The organism is Candidatus Eisenbacteria bacterium (genome assembly GCA_016235265.1).
Classification (GTDB): Bacteria; Eisenbacteria; RBG-16-71-46; order RBG-16-71-46; family JACRLI01; genus JACRLI01.
Genome location: JACRLI010000004.1, coordinates 151,206 through 175,416, shown reverse-complemented (window position 1 = coordinate 175,416; position 24,211 = coordinate 151,206). Strand labels below are relative to the sequence as shown.

The following is a 24,211-nucleotide window of genomic DNA, read 5'->3' as shown; positions in this document are numbered from 1 at the left end:
CGGCCGTGCGTTACGCGGCCTGCTGCATCCCCTCCGCGGGCACGATCAGGGTGACCGTGGTCCCGCGGCCCACCTCGCTCTCCACGAAGACGTCGCCGCCGTGCGCGCGGGCCACGCCCTGCGCGATGCACAGCCCCAGCCCCAGCCCGGCCGAGCCGAACTCCAGCGTGGACGAGGAGTGGTGCTCCGTGGAGCTGCGCAGCGCGAAAGTCTTGTCGAACAACCCCTCGAGCTGATCGGCGGGGATGCCCACGCCGGTGTCGCGCACCTCGACGCGCAGCAGGCCGCCGTCGCGGCGGGCGCGCAGGACGACCTCGCCTCCATCCCGGGTGAAGCGGATGCCGTTCTCCACCAGCTTGGAGATGGCGTGCAGCAGCCGTGGCCCGTCCACCACCGCAAATTCGGCGCCGGGGGCCACCTCGTGGCGCACCGCGACCTTCCTGCCCGGACCGGCCTCCAGCGAGCAGCGCACCGCCCGCGCCAGCATCTCGCTCACGTCGAAGGGGGCCAGGTCCGGCTTGAACTGGACCTGGTCGATCTCCGCCAGGCGACCGGCGTCCTCGGCCAGCTTGTGCAACGTCTCGGCACCCTGCCCGATGGCCAGCACCGCGCTGTCCTGCGGACTGGTGAGCGGGCCCAGCGCGCGCTCGGCGAGCAGCGACTGGTAGCCCTGGATGATGGTGAGCGGCGTGCGCAGCTCGTGCGAGGCCACGCTCAGGAACTCGCTCTTGATGCGGCCCAGCTCCTCGAGGCCCTGCACTTGGCACTGCAGATGGCGGCGCATTCCGAGGAAGGTGCGGGCCAGGAGGCCGATCTCGTCGCGCGACCGCACGTCCAGGGGGTGCTCGTAGTCGCCCCCTTCCAGGGCCTGCGCGGCATCCACCAGCCGGGCGATGGGCCGCGTGATGCTGCGCGCCACCAGCCAGGCGGATATCAGCGCGGCCAGGAACGCGGCCACGGCCAGGCCGGCCAGGTCGCGGTACACGCGGCGAAGGTAGAGGGTCTCCTCCTCCACGGAGCGCTGGAGCGCGTAGCTTGCGCGGGTGCCCGCGCCGGGGAAGGGGCGGCTCAGGGTGAGGGCCCGGCCGCGGGAGGTCTGCGATTCGAGCAACCGCGCGTCGCGCGCCATCGGGTGGCGCGCGCGCGCCTGCGAGAGGTCCTGCACCAGCCGGTAGCGGTCGCCCAGGTCGGCCAGGGTGCTCACGCGAACGGCGCGGCCGGCCACGAAGGAGACCTCGGTGCGGGTAAGCACCGCAAGGCGATGTGCCAGGGCCTGGCCCATGCGCTCGCCACACAGGATCGCGCCCGCGGGGCGGCCGTTGCGCAGCAGCGGAACGGCGGCGACCTGGTAGGGGGAGTCGGCGCGCAGGACCACGCCGTAGGCGGTGCGGCCGCGCAGCGCCTCCGCCACCAGCGCCGTGGTCTCCACGTCGCCGTCCGGGAACCGGCCGCCGTTGACGCGCTCCACCCCGCGCGCGTCGTACACGTCCAGGATGTCCAGGGCCGCGTGCTCGTTCCACTCCCGGACGAGGCCGGTGGCGTCGTCGCCGGCGCCGGCGCCGCCGGCGGCGCTGCCCGGACGGGCCGGCAAGGCATCCCAGGCGCCGCGGAACTTCGAATCCAGGGAGAGCGAGGCGCCCGCTGCCGCCAGTTCTCCGGCGCGCGCGGAGAGGATCTGCTCGAACACCAGGCTGGCGCGCTCCAGGTCCTCGCGCAGCTGCCGGTCCGCCTGGCGCGTGACAGCAGCCCCCACCAGCCAGAGCGTCAGCGCGCTCAAGGCCAGCAGCGGCAGCGAGGTGGAGAGGAATATGCGGCGACCGAGGCCACGTCCGGTCCGCGAGCTTCCCGGGGAAGCGGCAGTGACCGCGGCCTTGAGGGACGCGGGGGCGCGTTTCATACCTCGATTTTCGCCCCTTCCGGGATGCAGCTTGAGGGGAATTCGTGTATCAAGATGGGATCCGGTTCTCGCCGGGAGCCAGGACCTCCGCCGGCCCACTCGCGTCGTCCAAGTCCATGAGAGATACGGGAATGGAATGCAGCCCGGGTTCCCGGGACCGGCCCCGGGCGAATTGCCGCCGCCGCCCCGGCCCTGCTATACTGCCGAGCTATGACGGGTGTCCGGCTGGAAGCCCGCGGGCTCACCAGGTATTACGGGCGCCGCGCGGTGGTGCGAGACGTGAGTTTCACGGCGGAAGCCGGGCAGGCGTGGGCGGTGCTGGGGCCGAACGGCTCGGGCAAGTCCACGCTGCTCAAGGTCCTGGCGGGGCTGCTCCGTCCCAGCAAGGGCACCTCCGAGCTGATCCTGGACGGGGTGCGCATGCCCGGCCCGGAGCGCCGCGTGGCGCTGGGCCTGGTGAGCCCCGAGATCTCGTCGTACGAGGAGTTGACCGGCCTCGAGAACCTGGACTTCGCCGCACGGATGCGGGGGGCGCCCCACGACGAGCCGCACCTGCTGGCCTCGCTCGAGGCCGTGGGCCTGGAGAAGGCCGTGCACGTGCAGGCGGGCCGTTATTCCTCCGGCATGAAGCAGCGGCTGAAGCTGGCCATGGCCATCCTCCACCGTCCCGCGCTGCTGATCCTGGACGAACCCATGGCGCTGCTGGACGACCTCGGCCGCGCAAAGGTGCGCTCCGTGGTGGCCGATCAGCTGACCCGGGGGATCGTGATGTGGGCCACCAACGACCCGTCCGAGCTGCCCGCGGACGTCCGCGAGATCCGTGTCGGCGGCTAGCCGCCCGGGGGTACTTCCGGCCGCATGAAGACCACCTTTCTGTCCCGGAGCCTCGGGGTGGCCCGCAAGGACTGGCTGGCGGAGCGCCGGGCGCAGTCCGGGCTGGCCAGCACGGGCCTGTTCGCGCTCGTAACGCTCGCTGTGCTATCGTTTTCCGTGGGTCCATTCGGAGCGGGGGCGGAGCTGCAGGCGGCCCTATTGTGGATCATTTTGCTCTTTTCGGGTCTCTCCGGGCTCTCGCGGGTCTACATTCGTGAGGTCGATTCCCGGACCGCCCCGCATCTAAAGCTATTGGCGGGGCCGCTCGAAACTTTGATCGGCAAGACGCTGTTCAATCTCTGGCTGCTGGTCCTGGTGGAGCTGATGGTGGTTCCGCTCTTCCTGGTCCTGATGGCCCCGAAGGTAAGGGACTTCCCGGTTCTGCTGGCCACGCTGGCGCTGGCGGACATCGGGCTGGTTTCGGTTTCGACGCTGCTGGCCGCGGTGGTGGCGCAGGCGCGTACGCGCGGGGCGCTGTTCTCCGGCCTGGCGATCCCGGTGCTGATCCCGCTGCTGCTGGCGGCCATCGGGGGGACCAAGGCGGCCTTCGGCGTGACGCCCGACGCGCGCACGCACCTGGTGATGCTCGCCTCGCTGGACGCGGTGCTGGTCGGCGTTTCGGTGTTTCTGATCGAGCCGGTGTGGAACGAATGATGAAGACGCTGCTCAAGTACGGGCTGTTGCTGTGGATGCTGGCGGCCATCGCCGCCGGCACCCTGTACGCCCCGCTGGCGAAGAAGCTGTTCGAGATGACCCGGATCATCTACCCGCACCTGCCCGTGGCGTGGATCACGGTGATCGCCTTCGCCCTGTCGGCGTTCTGGAGCATCGTCTACCTGCGCAATCGCGACCTGGTGGCGGACGCCAAGGCGGCCATCTGGGCCGAGTTGGGGCTGATCGCGTGCGTGCTGGCCACGTTGACCGGCGCGGTGTTCGCGAAGGGCATGTGGGGCTCGTACTGGAACTGGGACCCGCGGGAGACCTCGATCTTCCTGCTGCTGCTCATCTACGCGGCGTACGTCACGCTGCGCACCGCCATCGAGGACGATGAGCGGCGCGCGGCGCTGTCCGCCACGTACTCGGTGATCGCCGTGGTGACGGTGCCGTTCCTGATCTTCGTGGTGCCGCGGATCTACTTCTCGCTGCACCCGGACCCGCTGATCAACAGCCAGGGGAAGCGGTTCATGGAGGCGAAGATGTTCCAGGTCGTGCTGGCCTCCTTCGCCGGCTACCTGGCGATATTCGTGTGGATGTACCGGATCCACCTGCGCATGGCGCTGGCCCGACTCCGGGCGAGGGAGGAGTAGCTTGAAGGACACGGTGGCCGTGACGCTGGCCGACTCGCTGAACGTGGGGATGGCCCAGCGTTCCATGAACGATCGCATCCAGGCGGACTACGTGGTCATGGCAGCGTCCATGCTGGTCTGGCTGGGAATCTTCCTCTACCTGATGCGGCTTGACCGGAAGTCGAAGGAGATCAGCAAGTCATGAAATGGACGCATGCCCTGGGGCTGGCGCTGGTGCTGGGCGGGTTGCTCGTCGGGCTTACGGTATACCAGAAGTCCCTCACCCCCTACCGCAGCTTCAAGGAAGCCCGCGAGACGCGCGGCACGGTGCAGGTCCACGGAACGCTCGCCCCCGCATCCGCGCAGTACGACGGCAAGGAACTTGTCTTTCGGATCAAGGACGTGGCGAGCCCGGACGAGATGCAGGTGGTGTACACCGACGTCAAGCCCGGCAACTTCGACCAGGCCCGCGACATCGTGGCCATCGGCACGTATCGCGACGGCGCCTTCCACGCCGAGAAGCTCCTGATCAAGTGCCCGTCGAAGTACCAGGAGATGCAGGACAAGCAGAAGAAGACCGGGGGAGATCCGGTCTGATCGTGTGGGCGGCGCCGCTCCGCCCTGTGTCCGGGCAAGGAACGTCCCGGCCTCGCCCAACGTAGCGCTTTCACCGGAATGGTTGACCCAGGCCGCGGGTCCCTCGTCGTCCGGCGACGAAAGGAAGACACGTGATCCTGGGATATGTGCTCACCTGGACCGGGTTCATCTCGGCCCTGGCGGCCTCGGCCCTGTACCTGGGGGCCGGGCTGGGCAAGGACTCGCTCCGACGGTATGCCCGCTTCGCATTCGGCCTCATGGCGGCGTGCCTGGCGGCCTCCGCGGCCTACCTGCTGTACCTGATCATCAACCACCGCTTCGAGGTCGAATACGTCGCGCAGTACAGCTCGCGCGAGCTGCCGCTGTATTACCTCATCTCGTGCTTCTGGGGCGGCCAGCAGGGCACCTTCCTGCTGTGGGCGATGTACGGCGGTTTCGTGGGCCTGGTGCTCATGGCCACCTCGCGCGCCTGGGAATCCTGGACCATGCACTTCCTGGGCCTGGTCCAGTGCTTCCTGCTGATGCTGCTGGTGCTCAAGAACCCGTTCCTCACCACGCCCATGGCGCCCCCCGACGGACAGGGCCTGAACCCGCTGCTGCAGGACCCGTGGATGGTGATCCACCCGCCGATGCTGTTCCTGGGCTTCACCAGCATGGTGGTGCCGTTCGTGTTCGCCCTGGCCGCGCTGGCGAAGAACGACATGGAAGGCTGGATCCGTCCGGTGCTGCCGTGGGCGCTCTTCGGCAGCCTGGTCCTGGGCACCGGCCTGGTCATGGGCGGTTACTGGGCCTACAAGGTGCTCGGCTGGGGCGGCTACTGGGGCTGGGACCCGGTGGAGAATTCCTCGCTGATCCCGTGGCTCACCAACACCGCCCTCATCCACGGAGTGATGCTGCAGCGCTCCAACGGCTCCCTGAAGCGAACCAACCTGCTCCTGGCCATCTTCTCGTTCCTGATGGTGGTGTGGGGCACGTTCCTCACGCGCAGCGGCGTGCTGGCCGACTTCTCGGTGCACTCCTTCCTGGACCTCGGGATCACCGGCCACCTGGTGGCCTTCATCGTGGTCTTCGCGGTGCTGGGGCTGGGGCTGTTCGCGTGGCGGTTCCGGTCCATTGACGCCGGGCCGGCGTACAGCTCCGTGCTCTCGCGCGAGTTCTTCACCCTGGCCGGGGTGATCGTGCTGGCCATCGGGGCGCTGATGACGCTGCTGGGCATGAGCTCGCCGCTGCTCTCGCGGCTGTTCGGGCCCCCCAGCTCGGTGCAGACCCCGTACTACAACACGGTGATGCTGCCGCTCGCAGTGTTGGCCGCCTTCGGCTCGGCGCTGGGAGTGGTGTTGAAGTGGCGCGCCAATGGCAACCAGGTCTGGAGGAAGTTCCTGTGGCCGCTGGTGATCTCCGGCGCCTGCGCCACCGGCCTGGCGGTGTGGCGCGTGCACCGGCCCGACTGGCTGATCCTGTGCTCCGCGGCCATGTTCCTGCTCTTCAGCAACCTGTGGGCCTACCTGGGGCGGCAGCAGAAGGACCCGGTGAAGGCGGGCCCGTACCTGGCGCACTCCGGCTTCGCGCTGGTGCTGGTCGGCGTGGTGCTCAGCAACGGCTACGCCACCTCCGCGAGGGTGCAGCTGGTCCGCGGCCAGGCGGCGCACATGCTCGGCTACGACATGACCTACCGGGGCATCAAGCCCACCCCGGACGGCAAGCAGATGGCGGTGATTGACGTGCAGCACGGTCGCGAGGCGTTCACCCTGAAGCCGCGCATCTATTTCAGCGCGTTCAACCAGGGCGTGATGCGCAAGCCCGCGATCCGCCGCTACCCGGGCCACGACCTGTACGTGGCCCCCATTGACGAGACCAACCCGTCGCTGATCGCGGGACAGATGGAGCTGCGCGAGCGCGAGGTGCAGGACATCGGCATGTACCGCGCGCGCTTCGACGGCCTGCGCACCGAGAACCAGGAGGCGATGATGCGCGGCGGGTCGGGCGCCATCTACGCCGACCTGACGCTCACCGACAAGGACGGCGTGGAGCACCACGTCTCGCCGGCGCTGAAGGTCTCGCCGGGACAGCAGTCGCACCCCGGCAGCATGCCCGGCGGCCTGGGCCAGGTGGAGTTGCTGGGCATGCAGGTGGGTGAGAAGAAGGTGCGCCTGGGCTTCCGCGGCCCCGGCCTGCCGCCCGGCGAGGTGGAGGTGACCCGCGGCGAGGTGAAGGACCTGGGCGCGGCCACGGTGCAGTTCACCGGCTTCCGCATCCCCGACATGAAGGAGATGTCGGAGGGTCGCGGCACCGTGTTCGCGGATCTCCAGGTGACCCCGCGCGGCGGCCGTCCGCAGGTGGTCGCTCCCGCCATCAGCATCGCGCCGCCGACCGACGAGACGGTGAAGGCGAAGCTGCCCGACGGCGCGGGCGAGGTGAAGATCGTGGACCTGAAGGCCGACGAGGGCGTGGTCAAGCTGGACTGGGCCAACGTCCCGGGCCTGGGCGACGTGCCCCCGGCGCTGGAGGTGGAGGTCACGCTCAAGCCCCTGATCGCGTTCTTCTGGGTGGGCACGCTGATGGTGTCGGTGGGCTTCCTGCTGACGCTCTTCCGCCGCGCGCGCGACTACAGCAAGGTGAAGACCGCGTAGGGGAGGGCGGCTGCCACGGCGGTGGCGCCTGCGCCCGCGGGGGCAGGCGCCGGGTCCGCGAAAGCTATGCCGGCATGGCCAGGCCCAGGTGCTTCAGCGCCTGGGCCGCGCCACGCCGGCCGTCCTCCATGCACGAGCCCACCGCGATGCCGCGGTAGGAATTGCCCGCCAGGAACAGCCCCGGGCGGCGCGCCACGGCCGCATCCACGCCGCGGATGCGCTCCGCGTGGCCCACGGTGTACTGCGGAATGGCGGGCCGGTGCCGGACCACCCAGTGGCGGACCGGCTGGGCCTTCAGGCCGCAGGCGCGGTCGAGGTCCTCCAGCGCGATCCGCAGAAGTTCGTCGTCGCCGAGATCCAGCAGCCCGGGCGAGCGCGTGCCGCCGATCATCACGCGCAGCAAAGAGTCTCCCTCCGGCGCTCGGCCTTCGAAGACATTGCTCTCCCACAACGCCCCCAGGATGCGCAGGTCCTCGCCCCGGGGGACCAGGAACCCGAAACCGTCGGCGTCGTGCCCGAAGGCCTCCCCGCGAAACGCCAGCGCCACCACCGCGACGCTGCTCGAGCTCACAGTGGCGAGTGTGTCCGCCGCCGCGGGCTCCAGGGGACGCAGCAGGCGCACGGTCGCCGCGGTGTCGGTGGCCAGCACCACGGCGTCGGCGTCCAGGCCGGTGCCACCCTCCAGCGCCACGCGCCAGCCGCCCGCGTACGGTTCGAGGCCTGCGACCGGCGTGCCGGGCCGCGCGGCGTCTCCCACCTTCTCGGCCAGCCCGCGGGCCCACGTGTACATCCCGCGGCGGAAGCTCAACTGGCTGCCCCGCGGGCCCGCCGCGGTGACTTCCTTCCCGTGCTTGAGGCGCAGCGAGATCAGGGCCTTCACCAGCGAGCCGTACTCCGCCTCCATCTCCGCCATGCGCGGGAAGGCGCTGGGCAGGGACAGCTCGCGCGAATCGCCCGCGAAGATGCCGGTCACCGCCGCGCTCACCAGCACCCGCGCCGCCTCCGGCCCGATGCGACGCGCCGCGAAGGCCTCCACGCTCTCGTCCACTCCATCCTTCTTCTGCGGGATGAACGGCTCGCCGAGGATCCGCAGCTTCCCGCCCAGGGAGAGCATCGGGCTGGCGAAGAAACCGACCGGGTCGGGCACGATGGCGTGCAGGCGGCGGTCGTGGTAGATGAACCGCTTCGCGGCCTTCGAGCCGGCGACCACGATCTCGCCCTCCAGCCCCGCGCGCAGCGCCAGCTCCGTGGCAAAACGCGCCGAGCCCAGCCAGCCGTTGGCGGCCCACTCCACCCGGTAGCCGTCCTCCTCCAGCGTCCACACCTTTCCGCCCAGCCGCGGGGCGGCCTCGAGCAGCTCCACGCGCGGGGCCATGCCCGGCGCGGCGTCCTCCTTCAGGTGAAACGCGGCGGACAGCCCGGTGAGGCCTCCGCCAATCACGACGATGTTCTTCAAGCCATTCTCCCGATGCCTGGGACCGTGGGTGTAGGATCCGCGGAGCGCGCAGGGCGCGGCCGCATCCGCGGGGCAACGTGTGGTTCCCCGCAGCAATCGACCTCCGATCATGCCCCGGCGCGGCGGAGGCGTCCAGAGGGAAGGTGGGGTTGGCGGCGGGATGGCGGCGGATAGGACGCCGCAGGGCGCGGCTGCGAATGCGCGCACCGGTGCGTGTTCGGGCCACTTCTCCCTGTGCGCATGGCGATCCGGCTGGCGCGAGCCGATATAGAGTCGGACCCGGCCCGTTCGTTCCCCCGCGTTAGGCGCCGGCGCTTCCACATGCCTGAGTGTCCTCGCCGGCGACTTCGCCGGGGAAGGACGACGCGTATCAATACCTGAAGGAACCCCATGGTCTTTCCCGGAACCCCCGAGGGCGGGGTCGGCACTCATTCCGCCGTGAAGCCCGAGAATCCCGACCGCATCGGGCTCCTCGGCCGCTTCCTGCTGGCCAACGCCGTGGCGCTGGGCTGGGCGGCGCTGTCCGTGTGGCTGGCGCAGCGCTGGTCGCAGGAGCTCGCGGTCTACGTGGGCCCGGTGCCGGCGTGGGCCACGGTGCTGTTCATCGCCATCATCCCCGGCTACCTCAACATGCTGCTGCTGATGAGCCTGGCGCTGTACCGGCAGGATACGCTGAAGCTCGACATTCTCTATCCCCCGGTGACCATCCTCATCGCGGCTTACAACGAGGAGGACTGCATCCGCGACACCATGCGCGGGATCCGCCAGCAGGAGTACGCCAACCAGATCGAGGTGATCCTGGTGGACGACGGCTCGACCGACCGCACGGTGGAGCTGGCGCGCGAGCTCGGCCCGCCGAACCTCAAGGTGCTGCCGGCACCCCACGGCGGCAAGGCCAACGCGCTGAACCTGGGGCTGGAGAAGGCGTTGTTCAACACCGTGGTGACCATTGACGCGGACACGTTCCTGTACCGGAACGCCGTGCAGCGCATCGTCGCCCGGCTCCTGTCGCACCCCAACAACGCCGCGGTGGCCGGGCACGTGCTGGCCAAGAACGAGCGCGCCTCGCGCATGGCGCGGCTGCAGAGCTGGGACTACATGCTGGCCATCGCCTCCGTGAAGCGCCAGCAGGGGCTGTTTCGCGGCACGCTGGTGGCGCAGGGCGCATTCAGCGCGTTCCGCCGCAACTGCCTGCGCGAGGTGAAGGGCTGGCAGGACCGCATCGGCGAGGACATCGTGCTCACGTGGGCGCTGCTGAGCCGCGGCTACCGCGTGGACTACGAGCCCACCGCGTTCTCCTTCACCAACGTGCCCACGCACCTGCGCGGCTTCGCGCGCCAGCGCCAGCGCTGGGCGCGGGGCATGATCGAGGGCTTCAAGTCGCACCTGGACATCATCTGGAAGCAACGCAGCTACAGCGCGTTCTTCGTGGCGCTGGATCTGCTGTTCCCGCTCATAGACTTCTTCTACACCTTCGTGTTCCTGCCCGGCGTGGTGCTGGCGTGCTTCGGCTACCGGTTCATCGCCGGGCCATTGACATTGCTGGTGCTGCCAATCACATTGCTGATCGTGCTGGTGATGTTCCGCAGCCAGAAGCGGTTCCTGGACCAGGCGGGCCTCAAGATCCGCCGCAATCCGTGGGGGCTGGTGGGCTACGTGATGATCTACCAGGTGCTGATGTCCCCGATCTGCGTGGCCGGCTACTTCAAGGAGGCGTTTGGGTGGAGGCGGAAATGGTGATCGGGACGCGGAGCAGGCGGCGAAGGTCCGGCGCGAGCGCCGGGCCGGTGCACGCGGGCGTCACGGTTCGCCTGTTGGCCGCGATGCTCCTCGCCACCCTGCTGCTGTTTGTGGCCGCGGGCGCGGGACGCGCCGCGGAGGGCGCCACGGCGGCAACCGCGGGTACCCTGGACGAGGCGTTGCGCCTGCGCGACGCCGACCGCCCGCGCGAGGCGCTGAGGCTGCTCGAGTCCCTGCGGGCGGCCGACACGTCCGACGTGGAGCTGGCGCGCCTCACCGCGGAGACCGCCGCGTGGGCCGGGCGGCTGCGCCTTGCCGGCCGCCTCTACGGCGGACTGGCGGCGCGCGGCGACTCGGCTTCGCTGCTGGGCATGGCGATGGTGCACGCATGGCAGGACGAGTTGTACCGCAGCGCCCGCGAGTACTCGGAGCTGCTGGAGAGCCCGGCGCTGCGCGCAAGGGCGCTGCTGGGCCTGGCGCGGGTGCGGCTGTGGCAGGGGCGACCGTGGGAGGCACGGAGGCTGCTTGCCGACGCGGAGGCGCTGGGGCCTACCGGGCGTGAAGGCGAGCGCCTGAAGCGCGATACGGACCTGGAAGCCGCGCCGCGCGCATTCACCTCGGGGCGATACCTCGCGGACTCGGAAGGCAACGTCTACTCCATGACCCGGGCCGGGCTGCTGGGCTGGCCTGGGCGTGATATGGCCTTGGAAATGAGTGCGGGAGCGGGCGCGACTCTGCATGGATCCAGTCGCTACCACCTGACGCGTGCGGAACTGTCGGCCGTGGCCCGTGTCGGTGAGATGTGGACCGTGGCCGCTGCCGGCGCCGTGGAGGCCGCCAGGAACAAGAACTCGTCCCGCGGGCTCCCGGTCCCCCCGAGCGGGAACTCGGGGACGAATCCGCTGCGGGCGCAAACAGTCATGTCCGGATTGTCCGAACGGTTCTCCGGCAGCACCTGGGTGCGTGCCGAGACGGGCGCCTGGCGGGCCACGTTGCGGGCGGCGAGAGAGTATGTGAGCGAGACCCCGGAACTGGTGGAACGGCGCATCGCGCTCTCCACCGCCGGCCTCGACGGTGCGTGGAAGCCCAGCCGCTGGATGCAGTTCGAAGGCGGCGGATCGCTGGCCCAGTTCAACGACGACAACAGCCGCGGCGCATGGTACGCCGCCCTGCGCCTGCGCGCGGCCGCCCTGCGCCCGATCCCGGGTCTCGGCTTCGTCCACCGCGCGTTCCGCGACACGCGGCCTGGCGTGCCCGGGAATGCCACCCACCCGTATTTCTCGCCCGCGCGCTATCGCTCCGACGAGGCCGAGCTCTCGGTGGAGGGAACCCTGTGGCGCCGCCGTTTGCACTTCGTTGGCCGGGCTTCACTGGGAACCCAGAAGGTGGTCCGCGATCCCGTGGGCTACCCCGATCCGCCGCTCGACACCACCCGCAGCTTCAAGCTGGAACTCGACGGCCGCCCCATGGACCGGCTCACGCTCGCCCTGTTCCTTTCCCACGGAAACTCGGCGGTGCAGAGCCCCACCGGGTACGAAGCGGATCTGCTAAAGTTCCAGGCGGCGTTCGCGTTCTAGCGACCCGATGCCCCGGGACAGGATCCCGCCGTTGGATCCTGCATCCATCCGATCGTTCCACGACATGACCGGGCCTCCCGTGCGCCGTTGACCCGGGGCGGGTCCCGACCGGGCTCCAAGAGGTCCCTCGATGCAGGCCGCGAAGATTCACGGATCGGAATCCTCCCACCGGGCGCGCGGATACGCCGTCGCGCTGGTCAGCTCCGCCACCCTCTCCACCACCGCCATCTTCATCCGGCACCTCACGCAGACCTACCACATGCCCGCGCTGCTGGGCTGCTGGCTGCTCAAGGAGCGGCTGGACTGGGCCATGCTGCTGGCGATCGTGTTCAGCCTGGCAGGCTGCTTCCTGGTCTCGGGCGCGCTGGAGCCGGCGGCGTGGCGGGCCCGCAGGAATTCCTGTGGCTGGGCCGCGCGTGGGCCGGCTGGGGGGTCCTGTACCTGCTGGCCGCGGTGCCCACGCTGCTGGGCTTCGGGTTGTACAACGTGAGCCTCTCGCTGCTGCCCTCCAGCGTGGCGAATCTGGTATTGACCACCGAGCCGGTGTTCACCGCGGCGATCGCCTACGCGCTGCTGGGGGAGCGGCTGACGATGGTGCAGATCGGCGGGAGCGCGATGATCCTCGCTGGGGTGGTGTTCCTGCAGCTGCATGAGCGGTGGCGGCTCGCCTCCGCGCAGTCGGCGTCGGCGGAATCTGCATCCCGGTAGGCACGGATTCCCCGCTGCGCTAACCTGTCCGCATGTCCGATCCCACGCGCCGCCCGTCCCTCGAGGTCGCTCCGCTCGATTCCGAGTTGCCGCCCCCCGCATCCGCGGCGCAGGCCGAGCAGGAGCGCAAGGGCCGCCTCGGGATGCTCTGCGCGCTCCACTTCGCCAATGACGCCTACTCCAACTTCCTCGGCCAGCTGATGCCGCTGCTGGTGGTGAGGTTCCACCTCACGCTGGCGGCCGCGGGCGGACTGGCGACCACCAGCGCCATCATGGCTTCGCTCAGCCAGCCGTTCTTCGGCACGCTGGCCGACCGCCTGCGGCGACCGTGGTTCGTGGTGCTGGGGCCGCTCATCACCGGGATGTTCTTCAGCTGCCTGATCCTGGCCCCCGGGCGCGGCTGGCTGGTGGCGTTGCTGGTGGTGGGCGGCCTGGGCAGCGCCATCTTCCACCCGCAGGGGGCCACGTGGGCGGCGCGCTGGTCGGGGCGTCATCGCGCGCGCGACATGGCGCTGTTCATCACCGGCGGATCCATCGGCTTCTCCATGGGTCCGGTGTTCGTTGCCACCGCGCTGCGGGTGCTGGGGGAGAAGCACATCTACCTCATGGCGCTGCCCGGGGTGCTGCTCACGCTGGCGCTCATGCCGGCGTTCCTGCGCGAGCGCGCGGAGATCCGTCACGCGGCGTCGGCGCGGGGAGTGGACGTGCGCGCGGTGCTGGGCCCGATGGTGATGCTGTTCTTCGTGGTGGTGGTGCGCTCGGGCGTAAACCAGGCACTCACCAACTTCCTGCCGCTGTTGCTGGCGCACCGTGGAGGCGATCCCATGGCCGGTGCGGTGCCCACCACGCTCTATCTCCTGGCGGGCGCGCTGGGCGGTCTCGCGGGCGGGCCGCTGGCGGACCGCTTCGGCCGGCGCAACGTAATCCTGTGGTCCATGATCCCCACGGCGCCATGCATTCTGGGGTTCCTGCACCTGCACGGCGCGGCCTCGTGGGCGTGCCTGATGCTGAGCGGGCTCATACTCCAGGTGTCGCTGCCGGTGAACGTGGTGTACGCGCAGGAGCTGATGCCGAGGCAGATGAGCACCGTCTCGGGCCTGATGATGGGGTTCGCCTGGGGGGTGTCATCCTTGCTGCTGGCGCCCATCGGCTGGACCGCCGACCACCTGGGGCTCACCGTGGCGCTCACGACGGTGGCGGCGCTGCCGTTGGTGGGAGCCTTGCTCGCGGTGCTGCTGCCGAATGATCGGGGGAAGGGGATGGCGGTTCCGGTGGCGTGACGGCTTTCCCGGGACTCCCCTTTGAAAACGTGGCGGCCCGCGGCGTCCCATGGATGCCGCGGGCCGTGTGCGTTCGCTGGCGCCGGTGCGCGCCTGCTACTTCCCGATCCCCGCTTCCTTCAGCACCCGCCGCCGGGACTCCTGCCGCCGGGCGCGCCGCACGTCGGCCTCGCGGGAACGGCGTTCCTCCGCCGGCGTGCGCAGCTTGATGGGCGGCACCGGCGTGGGCCGGCCCTTCTCATCGAGAGCCGCGAACGTGAGATAGGCGGTGGTGGTGGGGCGCCGCACCCCGGTGCGCATGTCCTCCGCGTGCACGTGCACCTGGACCTCCACGGAGGTGTGCCAGGCCTGCGTCACCTCCGCCTGCAGCACGGCAGTCTCACCGAGATGCACGGGCCCCAGGAAGTGCAGTTCATCCACCGAGGCGGTCACCATCGCGCATCCCGAAAAGCGCATCGCGGAGAGCGCGGCGGCCAGGTCGATCCAGTGCATCACCCGTCCCCCCAGCACGTTGCCGTGGGTGTTGGTGTCGTTGGGGAGCACGAACTCCACCATGTCCACGCGGCTCTCGGCGCAGGTGCGGGCATGCCCCGGGGGGCTGAAGTCGCGTCGGCGGCCTGCCGATAATCCTCTGACAGACTTCGGACTCCTGGAGGGCGGCATGGACTTCCTCAACTTTCTGGGTAGCTACGTGCAGGACCTCGACTGGCGCGCGCCGAATGTGCTGCTGGTCGCCGCGGCTGTGGGCCTGATGGCCTACTTCAAGCGTTGGTTCCTGATCGTGATGAGCCTGGCCACGCTGGTGGTGGGCAAGGCCATCGAGTTCTACTTCCCGGAGGCCACCGGGGCGTTCGTGGCGGACCTCACGCTGGTCCAGGTGATCTACATCCTCGGGGCCATCATCGTGGTGATCACGGCGCTGGGGCAGATGGTCCTGCGCCACTGAGCTTCGCGGGGTCGGCCGCGCCGGCCTCGATCAGCCACGCCGCCAGCTTCGCCTTGTCGAACGGCGCCACCGTGACGCGGCCCGCGCCGAACTCGAACACCGGCAACAGCCGGGCCCCCCCGTTGTGCGCCAGCGCCCGCGCGTCCGCCTCCTCGTCCTCATCCACGTCCACCTCGCGCCATTCCACCCCGCGGGCCTTGAGGAACCGGCGCGCGCGGGTGCAATCCAGGCACCACTGCGTGGCGTACATCACGAGTTCCGGCTTCTTCGGGCTCATGCGGCGAGAGTATCACCCGCATTTCACGGGGGTCAAACCACCGGCGCGACGTCCTTGTGCGCGGCCGCGCGCGGTGGTAGAAACACCCCATGCGACGCATCCAGGGCATTCTCCCGGCCGTGCCCACTCCGTTCCGGGGCGGCGAGCCGGGCCTCGACCTGCTGGAACGGCTGATCGAAGGGTTGGTCCCCACCGGGCTGGCCGGCTTCCTGGTCCTGGGCTCCAACGGCGAGGCCTTCTCGCTCACCGACGCGGAGCGCGGGGAGGTGCTGAAGGCCGCCCGGCGCGCGATTCCGCGCGACAAGGTGTTCCTCGCCGGCTGCGGCGCGGAGTCCACGCGGGTCGCACAGGACCGCGTGGCGCAGGCCGCCGACGCCGGCGCCGACGCTGCGCTGGTGCTCACCCCGCACTACCTGCGTTCCTGCATGCGCCCCGAAGGCTTCTTCCGCCACTTCTCCGAGCTGGCCGACGACGCGAAGCTGCCCATCTACCTCTACAACATCCCGCAGTTCACCGGCGTGACGCTGGACGTGGACGTGGTCGCCCGGCTCTCGAAGCACCCCAACGTGCACGGGATGAAGGACAGCTCCGGCAACGTCACCTACCTGACACAGATCGCTTCCGCAGCCGCGAAGGACTTCGCGCTGCTGGTGGGCTCCGACAAGGTGCTCGCGGCGGGCCTGCTGATGGGCGGCGCCGGCGGCATCCTGGCGCTGGCCAACGTGGCGCCGCGGGAGTGCGTGCGGCTCTTCGAGTTGTGCCGCGCTGGGAAGTGGGACGAGGCGTCGGTGCTCCAGGCGAGCCTGCTGCCGGTGGGCACCATGGTCACGTCGCGCTTCGGGGTGCCGGGTCTCAAGGCCGCGCTGAAGCTGCAGGGCCGCGACGCGGGCGATCCGCGGCTGCCGCTGCTGCCGCTGGCGCCCGCCGAGATTGCGGAGATCGAGAAGGTATTTCGGGCCGCGGGGAGCACCACATGACCGACCGTGAACTACTTCGACACGCGCTCGCGGTGATCGCCTACCGCGGCGGCAAGACGCTGCGCGGGGCGCCTGCTTCCTTCGCGAACCACGACACCGGCGGCGGGAGCACTCCGTTGAAGATCCTCGCCCACATCTCGGACCTGTTCGATTGGGCCCTGACGATGTGCCAGGGACAGACCAAGTGGAAAGGCGCCGAGCCGGGCACCTGGGACGAGGAGGCGCGGCGTTTCCACGCGGCGCTTGCCACGCTCGACGAATACCTGGCCTCCGACGCGCCGATCCACGCGGAGATCCCCCGCCTGCTCGCCGGGCCCATCGCGGACTCGCTCACGCACGTGGGCCAGCTCGCCATCCTGCGCCGCATGTGCGGCGCGCCCATCAGCGGCGAGAACTACTACGTGGCGGAAATCGTCACCGGGCGGGTGGGGGCGGAGCAGGCACCGCCGGTGAAGGCGTTCTAGCCGGACAGGCCTCGAGCCGCCTTCGGAACCCGGGGACCCGGGGCGCGCCTGCGCCATGGGATCCGCCGCGGTGAACGCCGCGCAACCCCGATCGCTCTTCCCTCGTATCTGTTCACCAAGGACGGCCCGGGGCACGGCCCCAGGCCGCGAGTGGACGGGGCCGGCCCGGGATCGCCCGCGCCGGGCCGCGCTCCGCGGGCCGCCCGCACCCCGGAGGGTTGCATGGCGATCCGGTCGCATCGTCACGTTGCGGCGCCTGGCCCGAAGCATGGTCCCGCGCACGCCGCCGCGCCCCGCATCCGCTTCATCCCCAACGACCCGCTACAGCCCGCGCTCGGGGTGGAGCACCCGCCCGCGCCCGACGACGCGAAGCTCGCGCCGCGCGCCTCGGTGATCCCCGAGACTGCCGCAGCGCCCCCCGCGCGGGAATACCCGCTCGACACCCCCGGCTTCCGCTACTGGCAACTCGCCGAAGCGCTGCATCGCGGTGCGCGCCTCTGGAGCGCGCTGTCGCCGCGCTTCCGCGCCTGGCAGGGCGGGCGCGAGGAGCTGCCCGCGGTGCCCGACGGAGGGGAGGAACTGAACGCCTGGTACGACCGCTCCGCGCTGGTGTTCTGCCACGTGCACGACGCCGGAGCCGGCGGGGATGTGTACGCCTCGCAGAGCGTGGACGTGGCGTGTCACGAGGAAGCCCACGCGGTGCTCGACGCGCTGCGCCCGGACCTGTGGGACGCCGCCGCATTCGAGGCGGGCGCCTTCCACGAGGCGTTCGCGGACATCGGCTCGCTCCTGGTGGCACTGGACCATCCGGGACTGCGCGCCCTCGCCGCCGCCCAGCAGAAGGGCGATCCCCGCGCCTCGAGCGATGTCTCGCGCCTGGCCGAGCAGCTGGGACGCGCCGCGCTCGACCTGTACGGCCCGGGTGCCTCCGAGCCGGATTGCCTGCGCGACGCCGCCAACTCGTTCGTGTACCTGTCGCCGATGGACCTCCCGTCCGGCGGGCCCGCCTCGCAGCTCACACGCGAGTCGCACTCGTTCGCGCGGATCTTCTCCGGGGCGTTCCACGAGGCCGTGGGCCGAGCCGCCGGGACCGGCGTCTCGCGCGAGGCGGGGCTCGATGCCGCCTCGAAGGCGCTGGGGCGCGCACTGGCGGAGGCGGCCGTGACCGCGCCGCTGGCCCCGCGGTTCTTCCATTCGGTGGCGCGCGAGTGGCTCACGGCGCTGGGAGGGGTGGAACCGTTCGCGGGTGCGCTGCAGTCCACGCTCCGGGAGCGCCGGTTGCTCCGGGCCGGCACCAGCTCCGGTGACCCTGGCGCCTCCGAGCCCGGTGCGGCCGGCTGTGACGCCACCAGGCTCGCTGCCGCCGACCTCTCCACGGGCCATGCCCTCCGCAAGGTCTGCATCCGACACGCCGACGGCGAAATCACCTGCTTCGCGCTCGCGGCGGGCGCCGGCGGAGAGGCCGAAGCCGCGGCGTTCGTGGAGGATCTGGAAGTCCACGGCCGGCTGGAGCGGGCCGGGGGCGTGCGCGCCCCGGGATCCCGCGCCACCCACCGCATCGAGGAGCAGGGAGGCACGCGCGTGCTGCGGCGGATCCGGATTCACGGGCTCCGGGACGGCTAACCGAACCCTCGTGGCGCCCCCCGAGAGGCGTGTGCTAGCCTCGGTGCGCCATGCACCGATCCACCCGCCTGCTCGCCATGTTCCTGCTGCTCCTGGGGTTGCTCTCGCGCCTGGAGCCCCGGTTCACCGACGACGACGCGTTCATCACCTTCCGCTACGCGCACCGCATCGCGGCCGGCGAGGGCTTCACCTACAACGCGGGCGAGCGCGTGCTGGGCACCAGCACGCCGCTCTTCACGCTGGCGCTGGCCGCGGCGGAGCGCGCCGGCGTGCCCGCGCCGCAGGCGGCCTTCCCGCTGGACCTGCTCGGTTACCTGGCTTCGGCGGCACTGCTCTACGCGCTGCTGGAATCCCAGGGCCGGCCGTGGGCGGGCGTGTTCGCCATGGTGCTGCAGCTCTTTGCCTTCTCAAAGGTGTACGGCACCGAGATCGGCGGCATGGAGACGCCCGTGTACGTGGCCCTGGTGCTGGGGGCGTTCCTGCTGCAGGCGCGCGGGCGCACGGTGCTCGCGGCCGTCGTGGCCGGCCTGGCGGCGCTCACGCACCCGGAGGGCGCGCTGCTGCTGGTTGCGCTGGCCGCGCCGCTCGCGGTGGAACGGGGCCGCGTGCCGTGGAGGGAGCTGGCGGCGTTCACGCTCACCGTGCTGCCGTGGGTCGTGTTCGCGTGGATCTACTTCGGCTCGCCGATTCCGAATTCGGTGGCCGCCAAGCGGGCGTTCTTCGGCGCGTACGGCGCCGCCGGGCCGGGAGAGATCTTCGGCGCCTTTCACATGGGACGCACGCGCGCCATCCTGGGTGTGCTGGGCCTGCTGGGGATCGCCGCGGGCGGCTGGCTCCGGGGCCTGCGCCCGGTTGCCTGGTGGGTGCTGCTGTACCTGGTCTTCTTCCTGGCCAGCGGCGTTCCGGTGCATGCGTGGTACCTGCCGCCCTACTTCGTGCCGCTTTACGCGCTGGCGGGGGCGGGCCTCGACCTGGGGGTGACCGCCGCGGGCGCACTGTTCGGCGCGCCCGGCCAGCGGCCGCGCGAGGTCGCGCTGACCCTCGTCACGCTGGCGGTGCTCGGGGCGATGTGTGCGTTCGGCCCCCGCAATCTCGAGGCGCAGCGCGCCGAGGCGGCCGGTGGCCAGAAGCTGCTGGACCGCGTTCACCGGAGCATAGGCACCTGGCTCGCGGACAGCACTGCCGCGGGAGCCTCCGTGTACATCGGCGACATCGGCTACATCGGCTGGTTCTCCGGTCGGCGCATCCTGGACCCGGTGGGACTGGTCTCCCCGGACGCGGCCGCGTGGAACCGCCGCGGGGACGTGGCCGGCTGGCTGCGCGCGCGCCGGCCGGACGTGTGCGTGATCGGCCTGTACGGGCGGCACTACCGGGAGGTCCTCGACGACCCGTGGTTCCGCGGGAACTATGCGCTGCGGCGGGGCTTCCACGACGACTCGCCGGCCACGCGGCTCTCCATGCGCAGCCCCGCGCGGCGGCTGCAGTACATCCCGGACTACGCGGTGTTCATGCGCGCGGGGGGGACGTCTCGATGAGCGTACTCGGAGGGAGCGCCTCGAGGAGCCCGCAAGTGGCCCCGGCGGCGCCCGGCCGCGCGGACCTGCGCTGGTTCCTCGCCTTCTTCCTCGGGGCCCTCGCCGTCTACTTCTTCTCACCCATCACAGAGTGGGGCGACAGCCTGCACTACGCCCTGGCCATCGAGTCCGGCCGCGCGGACAAGATCTTCGAGTCCGGCCACCTTCTGTGGCGGCCGCTGGGCTGGGTGCTGTGGCAGGCCGCGCGGCTGTTCGACCCGGAGGCCCGGGCATTCCAGCCCCTGCGCACCTTCACCATTCTCATGTCGGCGGTGGGGGTGGGGCTGGCGGCGGTGTTTCTGCGCCGGCGAGTCGGCGGATTGGGCGCGGGGTTCGGGGCGGCGGCCATCGGGCTGGGTTACGCGTGGTGGTCGTACGCCAACGGATCGTGCGGCTACACCGTGGTCACCGCGCTGGGTCTCGCGGCGATGCTGCTGGCATGGCCCGAAGAGGATCGCCCCACGCGTGCTCCGCGCATCGCGGCCGCCGCGGCGCTGCAGGCGCTGGCGACTCTCTTCTGGATTCCGGGCATCCTCACCGCGCCCGCCGTGGTGCTGGCGGCGGGGCTGCGGCGGCAGGGGGGGCGCACGCACTTGCATGTTCCGGGTGCGCTCCTGGCCGCGGGCGTCGGCGCAGCTCTGATCGCCGGGGCGTACGCGTCGGCGTGGCCGGTGGTACAACCGGCCCGGCCGGGCGGATTCCGCGCGTGGATGTCGGAGGCGCCGCACGAGCAGCCGGTGCAGGTTTCGTCGGTGAACCTGGCGCGCGCCGCCTACGGCTGGACGCGGCTGATGTGGCAGCCGGAGCGCGTGGCGCTGGATCCGGAGCGCAAGGGCTGGGACCAGTTGATGAGCGCGCGGGTGTGGTGGGAGTACGGGTTGTGGAAGCCGGTGGCGGCCTACCTGGTCGTGGCGGCATTGCTGGCGCTGGGCATCGGCGCGGGGCTGCGGCGAACGGGCGTGACCTGGCTGCTGCTGGGCGCGTGGGCTGGACCGTCGGTGTTGTTCGCGCTGGTGTGGAAGGGCAACGATGCGGAGCGGTGGCTGGCGGCCGCCGTCCCGCTCACCGCGGCGGCGCTGATGTGGGTGCTGGGGACTTCGCGCGGTCGCGCGCGCGCGTGGGCCGCGTCCGCGTTGCTCGCGCTGGTGCCCGTGGTGGGCGGCCTGGACCGCTTCGGTCCGAACGGGAATGTGGACCATCGGCCGCAGATGCGCATGATTCGGGAGGCCGCACCCCACTTGCAGCCCGGCGACCTCGTCTACCTCGGAGGGGAGCTGGACGAGGGCCAGCTCAACCGCACGGTGCAGACCATGTGGACGTTCCAGTGGATATTCTTCACCCGCGCCGGCGCGGTGGACATCTGGACGCGCCCGCACGGCGAGGCGGAGATCGCGGGTGAATTGCGGACTGCCTCCGGCGGCCGCATGGGGAGGACCTTTGTCTCGGAGCGGCTGCTCGAGGGCATCCAGGAGCAGGCCCTGCGGGTGGACGGCGCGGAGGAACGGCGCCGGGAGCTGGTGCTGCGGGTGCCCCGGGATCCCCTTCGCGTGGGGTTCGAGGCGGCCGGCGTGAGGTTTTTCGAGATCAGGCCCTGAGCGGTCCCGGGCATTTTGCATCCGGAGGGCCGGCAGGGAGCAGTTTTTGGCCCCGAACGTCTGACCATAATCCATTGCAGTACAACATCTTGCGAGACTCTTGCGAGTGCGGGAACACTGGCATACCATGTGCGTCATGGAGAGTGTAATGTCTCCCGCACCCAGCCAGGACTTCCAGCCCCGCACTCTGCCCGCAGCGCGCCACTGTTTCCGCATGGCGGGAACGCTTGCGCTGTTCCTGCTCCTGGTGCTGGCCGTCGCCGGCGCGCCCACCGTGCTGGCGGGCGCCAACCCCAGCGTGAACTGGACCATCGTCTACTCGCCGTTCAACGCCAACGACGCCGACGCGCAGATCCTCGCCTCCAAGTTCGACTTCATGGAGGTGGAGCCGGGCAACGAGGACTGGCCCCAGTACATCCGCAGGTACAACCCGAACTTCAAGTTCGTCCGCTACGACAACTTCACCAACAACAACCGGGGCGGCCAGCGCGACAAGTGGACCGCCCTGCAGAACGCCTGCGCCGCGCTGGGGCAGGACTTCGAGCGAATGTGGCTGCACTTCTCCACCGACACCAAGGTGGCGCTCAACAACGACACCCCGCTCGACGACCGCCTGGGCGGCGCGGTGGGCGAGGGCGTGGTGATGTTCTCGGGCGGCTACCTCACGGACCAGAGCTACTGGGCGTACGGCAGCGATCCGGGCACCAACGTCGCGTTCCTCCAGGGCGCCAGCGACATCGTGTACATGGGCTACTTCGACCGCTTCGCAATGGTGGATGTCTCACTCAAGCAGGCCGCCAGCGCCGATTTCGCCGCCGTGTGGGAGTACCTGCGCAGCGACTCCGTGTGGGCGGCACTCTCGGTCAATGACAGCACCTTCGGCATGCGCCAGAGCGGCCACGTGCGCTTCACCCCGCCCACCAACTGGGGCTTCCTCTCGGTGGACGGCACGCGCGAGTACTGGCTCCGGCTGCGGAACACGCGCACGCCGGCCACCGCGCCGCGTTGGGGCTACCTGCGCAAGGAGAAGTTCTACCCGCCGAAGAACGCCGACAACACCTTCACCGTGCCGGGCTGGGCGGCCGCCAACGACGCCAACGGCGACGGCTGGGTGAGCGACGCGGAGTTCGCGGCGCGGCCGGTGCCCGGGGCCTCGGCGCGCTTCAAGTCCCAGGCGCGCATCCCCACGTTCTACTGGGTCTCGGAGCGCTACGCGGCCAACGTGGGCGACGCCCTGTACCGCCAGCTGTGCGCCGACTGGGTCCACTGGAAGGTGACCACGCCGGTGGCGGGCGGGCAGTATCTCGACGGCATCTACGAGGACAACTGCATCCCCTCGGACGGTTCCATCACGGTGATGGGCGGCGTGGGCAACCTGGCCGACTCCATCTTCGTGGGCAGCTACGGCTTCACCAGCGGCGGGAGCGTGCTGGAGTACCCCGGTGCGGGCCCCGGGCGGCGCTTCCACCAGGACCACCTGGTGTGCGATTCCACCGTGTACGCGCGCCTGAAGTCGGCCGGGAAGTGGCTGCAGGGCAACAGTTCGCAGTTCTACGGGGACAGCCACCTGCAGCAGTTCGACCCGCAGGCGGTGCGCGGGATCGTGCGCGGCGACAGCGGCGGCTACTTCGCCTACTCGGTGCACCACATGGTGCAGCGCGAGACGTGGGCCATCCCCAAGACCACCATCAGCAGCGGGGGGCTGGAGTCGCCCACCGTGTGCGCGTCCGCGCAGTTCCGCTATGCGCGCGAGCAGACGTCCAACGGGCGCATGGGCGAGTTCCTGGTCCGCCAGTCCTACGCCAACGCCGACTACGGGCCCGCCACGATCACCAAGGAGCGGGACCGGATGTTCGGGCTGGCGTACTTCTGCATGATCGCCAACCCCAACGCCTACTGCGGATGGATGTCGGTGGAGGGCATCACCCCGGCGGAGTCCACGCAGTGGTGGCCGGCGGTGGGTTACAACTTCGGCACGCCGCAGAACGACAGCGTCTACACCTTCCAGACCGGCACGGACTCGAACGGCGAGCCGTACACCGTGTATGCGCGCTACTTCACCAACGCGCTGGTGCTGGTGAAGCCCAAGCCCTACTGGAACTCGAAGTTCAGCGACAACGAATCGCCGATCACCACGGCGAACCTGCCGGTGGCGCTGCGGCGGCTCAATTACGACGGCACGCTGGGGTCCAGCGTCACGCAGGTGGCGCTGCGCAACATCGAGGGCGCGGTCCTGGTCGGGAGCGTCTCGCTGCCCGGCGGGGGAAGTCCTCCGCCGCCGCCCGTGGACACCACTCCGCCCGGCGCGGTGACCGACAAGTCGGCGCTGTTCCGCGTGATGTCGGTGAGTCCCGGGAGCCTGTCGGTGGCCACGCGGCGGACCTTGATCAAGGTGGACGTGAGCGAGAACGTGGACCCGACCTCGGTAGGCACGAACACGGTGCAGGCGACGGGCTCGACTTCCGGCGCGCATGCGGGCCGGCTGAGCGCGGTGGGGCGCTACCTCACATTCACCCCGGACGTGCCGTTCACCGCCGGCGAAACGGTGACCGCGCGGGTACTGGGCACGCTGCGCAGCGCCTCCGGCCGCACCCTGGACGGCGACGGCAACGGGACCCCCGGCGGCGACAAGGTCTGGACCTTCAGCGTCAGCGACTACTGACTCCCGCTGCGCCCCGGAGGCGTTTGGGGAGCCGGAGCCCTGGGTGTGA

At 70.5% G+C, this 24,211-nt stretch carries 21 protein-coding genes; 17 read left to right on the top strand and 4 right to left on the bottom strand.

What is annotated here, in order from left to right; genetic code table 11:
• Positions 1 to 10 precede the first annotated feature (10 nt).
• Positions 11 to 1,897 carry a HAMP domain-containing histidine kinase gene (locus HZB25_02690; GenBank protein MBI5836131.1) on the bottom strand — a complete coding sequence of 629 codons (1,887 nt, stop codon included), beginning with the start codon at positions 1,895 to 1,897 and terminating at the stop codon, positions 11 to 13.
• A gap of 279 nt (positions 1,898 to 2,176) precedes the next feature.
• On the opposite strand from HZB25_02690, the gene HZB25_02685 reads away from it, so the two are divergent.
• The 6 genes from HZB25_02685 to HZB25_02660 all read left to right on the top strand — a co-directional run bounded on the left by HZB25_02685 (position 2,177) and on the right by HZB25_02660 (position 7,283).
• Entirely contained in the window at positions 2,177 to 2,731 is a 555-nt protein-coding gene (locus HZB25_02685) for an ABC transporter ATP-binding protein (protein MBI5836130.1), read from the top strand.
• 24 nt (positions 2,732 to 2,755) lie between these two features.
• Entirely contained in the window at positions 2,756 to 3,424 is a 669-nt protein-coding gene (locus HZB25_02680) for a heme exporter protein CcmB (protein ID MBI5836129.1), read from the top strand.
• A complete protein-coding gene (gene ccsA / locus HZB25_02675; GenBank protein MBI5836128.1) occupies positions 3,424 to 4,077 on the top strand; it encodes a cytochrome c biogenesis protein CcsA in 654 nt (217 codons plus the stop codon). The genes HZB25_02680 and ccsA overlap by 1 nt, the downstream gene beginning before the upstream one ends.
• Position 4,078: 1 nt before the next feature.
• Complete coding sequence (locus tag HZB25_02670; protein ID MBI5836127.1) at positions 4,079 to 4,261, top strand: CcmD family protein; 183 nt, start codon at positions 4,079 to 4,081, stop codon at positions 4,259 to 4,261.
• Positions 4,258 to 4,653, top strand: a complete 396-nt coding sequence (locus HZB25_02665) for a cytochrome c maturation protein CcmE (GenBank protein ID MBI5836126.1) — start codon at positions 4,258 to 4,260, stop codon at positions 4,651 to 4,653. The genes HZB25_02670 and HZB25_02665 overlap by 4 nt, the downstream gene beginning before the upstream one ends.
• 131 nt (positions 4,654 to 4,784) lie before the next feature.
• Positions 4,785 to 7,283 carry a heme lyase CcmF/NrfE family subunit gene (locus HZB25_02660; GenBank protein ID MBI5836125.1) on the top strand — a complete coding sequence of 833 codons (2,499 nt, stop codon included), beginning with the start codon at positions 4,785 to 4,787 and terminating at the stop codon, positions 7,281 to 7,283.
• 64 nt (positions 7,284 to 7,347) lie between these two features.
• Here the strand turns inward: HZB25_02660 and hemG are convergent, their stop codons facing one another.
• The gene (gene hemG, locus HZB25_02655; GenBank protein MBI5836124.1) at positions 7,348 to 8,739 is read right to left on the bottom strand and encodes a protoporphyrinogen oxidase; all 1,392 of its coding nucleotides are present in this window, start codon (positions 8,737 to 8,739) and stop codon (positions 7,348 to 7,350) included.
• Positions 8,740 to 9,129: 390 nt separating this feature from the next.
• Between hemG and HZB25_02650 the strand changes: the two genes are divergently transcribed.
• From HZB25_02650 to HZB25_02635, 4 genes are all read left to right on the top strand, one after another.
• Positions 9,130 to 10,479 (top strand): glycosyltransferase family 2 protein, encoded by a 1,350-nt coding sequence (locus HZB25_02650; protein ID MBI5836123.1) that lies wholly within the window; start codon positions 9,130 to 9,132, stop codon positions 10,477 to 10,479.
• Positions 10,480 to 10,562: 83 nt separating this feature from the next.
• Positions 10,563 to 12,056 carry a hypothetical protein gene (locus HZB25_02645; GenBank protein MBI5836122.1) on the top strand — a complete coding sequence of 498 codons (1,494 nt, stop codon included), beginning with the start codon at positions 10,563 to 10,565 and terminating at the stop codon, positions 12,054 to 12,056.
• Between the two features lie 276 nt (positions 12,057 to 12,332).
• Positions 12,333 to 12,764 carry a DMT family transporter gene (locus HZB25_02640; protein ID MBI5836121.1) on the top strand — a complete coding sequence of 144 codons (432 nt, stop codon included), beginning with the start codon at positions 12,333 to 12,335 and terminating at the stop codon, positions 12,762 to 12,764.
• A gap of 32 nt (positions 12,765 to 12,796) precedes the next feature.
• Complete coding sequence (locus tag HZB25_02635; protein ID MBI5836120.1) at positions 12,797 to 14,044, top strand: MFS transporter; 1,248 nt, start codon at positions 12,797 to 12,799, stop codon at positions 14,042 to 14,044.
• 96 nt (positions 14,045 to 14,140) lie between these two features.
• Here HZB25_02635 and HZB25_02630 read toward each other — a convergent pair whose 3' ends face one another.
• Positions 14,141 to 14,707, bottom strand: coding sequence for an acyl-CoA thioesterase (locus tag HZB25_02630; GenBank protein MBI5836119.1), 567 nt, complete (start codon positions 14,705 to 14,707; stop codon positions 14,141 to 14,143).
• Here HZB25_02630 and HZB25_02625 point away from each other — a divergent pair.
• Positions 14,706 to 14,990, top strand: coding sequence for a hypothetical protein (locus HZB25_02625; GenBank protein ID MBI5836118.1), 285 nt, complete (start codon positions 14,706 to 14,708; stop codon positions 14,988 to 14,990). The genes HZB25_02630 and HZB25_02625 overlap by 2 nt on opposite strands.
• Here the strand turns inward: HZB25_02625 and HZB25_02620 are convergent.
• Positions 14,956 to 15,267, bottom strand: coding sequence for a glutaredoxin family protein (locus tag HZB25_02620; GenBank protein ID MBI5836117.1), 312 nt, complete (start codon positions 15,265 to 15,267; stop codon positions 14,956 to 14,958). The genes HZB25_02625 and HZB25_02620 overlap by 35 nt on opposite strands.
• 89 nt (positions 15,268 to 15,356) lie before the next feature.
• Between HZB25_02620 and HZB25_02615 the strand changes: the two genes are divergently transcribed.
• The 6 genes from HZB25_02615 to HZB25_02590 all read left to right on the top strand — a co-directional run bounded on the left by HZB25_02615 (position 15,357) and on the right by HZB25_02590 (position 24,162).
• A complete protein-coding gene (locus HZB25_02615) occupies positions 15,357 to 16,244 on the top strand; it encodes a dihydrodipicolinate synthase family protein (GenBank protein ID MBI5836116.1) in 888 nt (295 codons plus the stop codon).
• Entirely contained in the window at positions 16,241 to 16,708 is a 468-nt protein-coding gene (locus HZB25_02610; protein MBI5836115.1) for a hypothetical protein, read from the top strand. The genes HZB25_02615 and HZB25_02610 overlap by 4 nt, the downstream gene beginning before the upstream one ends.
• 222 nt (positions 16,709 to 16,930) lie before the next feature.
• Positions 16,931 to 18,331 carry a hypothetical protein gene (locus HZB25_02605; protein ID MBI5836114.1) on the top strand — a complete coding sequence of 467 codons (1,401 nt, stop codon included), beginning with the start codon at positions 16,931 to 16,933 and terminating at the stop codon, positions 18,329 to 18,331.
• Between the two features lie 50 nt (positions 18,332 to 18,381).
• Positions 18,382 to 19,866, top strand: coding sequence for a hypothetical protein (locus HZB25_02600; protein ID MBI5836113.1), 1,485 nt, complete (start codon positions 18,382 to 18,384; stop codon positions 19,864 to 19,866).
• Between the two features lie 35 nt (positions 19,867 to 19,901).
• Complete coding sequence (locus HZB25_02595) at positions 19,902 to 21,500, top strand: hypothetical protein (protein MBI5836112.1); 1,599 nt, start codon at positions 19,902 to 19,904, stop codon at positions 21,498 to 21,500.
• Between the two features lie 148 nt (positions 21,501 to 21,648).
• Positions 21,649 to 24,162, top strand: coding sequence for an Ig-like domain-containing protein (locus HZB25_02590; protein MBI5836111.1), 2,514 nt, complete (start codon positions 21,649 to 21,651; stop codon positions 24,160 to 24,162).
• Positions 24,163 to 24,211: the final 49 nt, after the last annotated feature.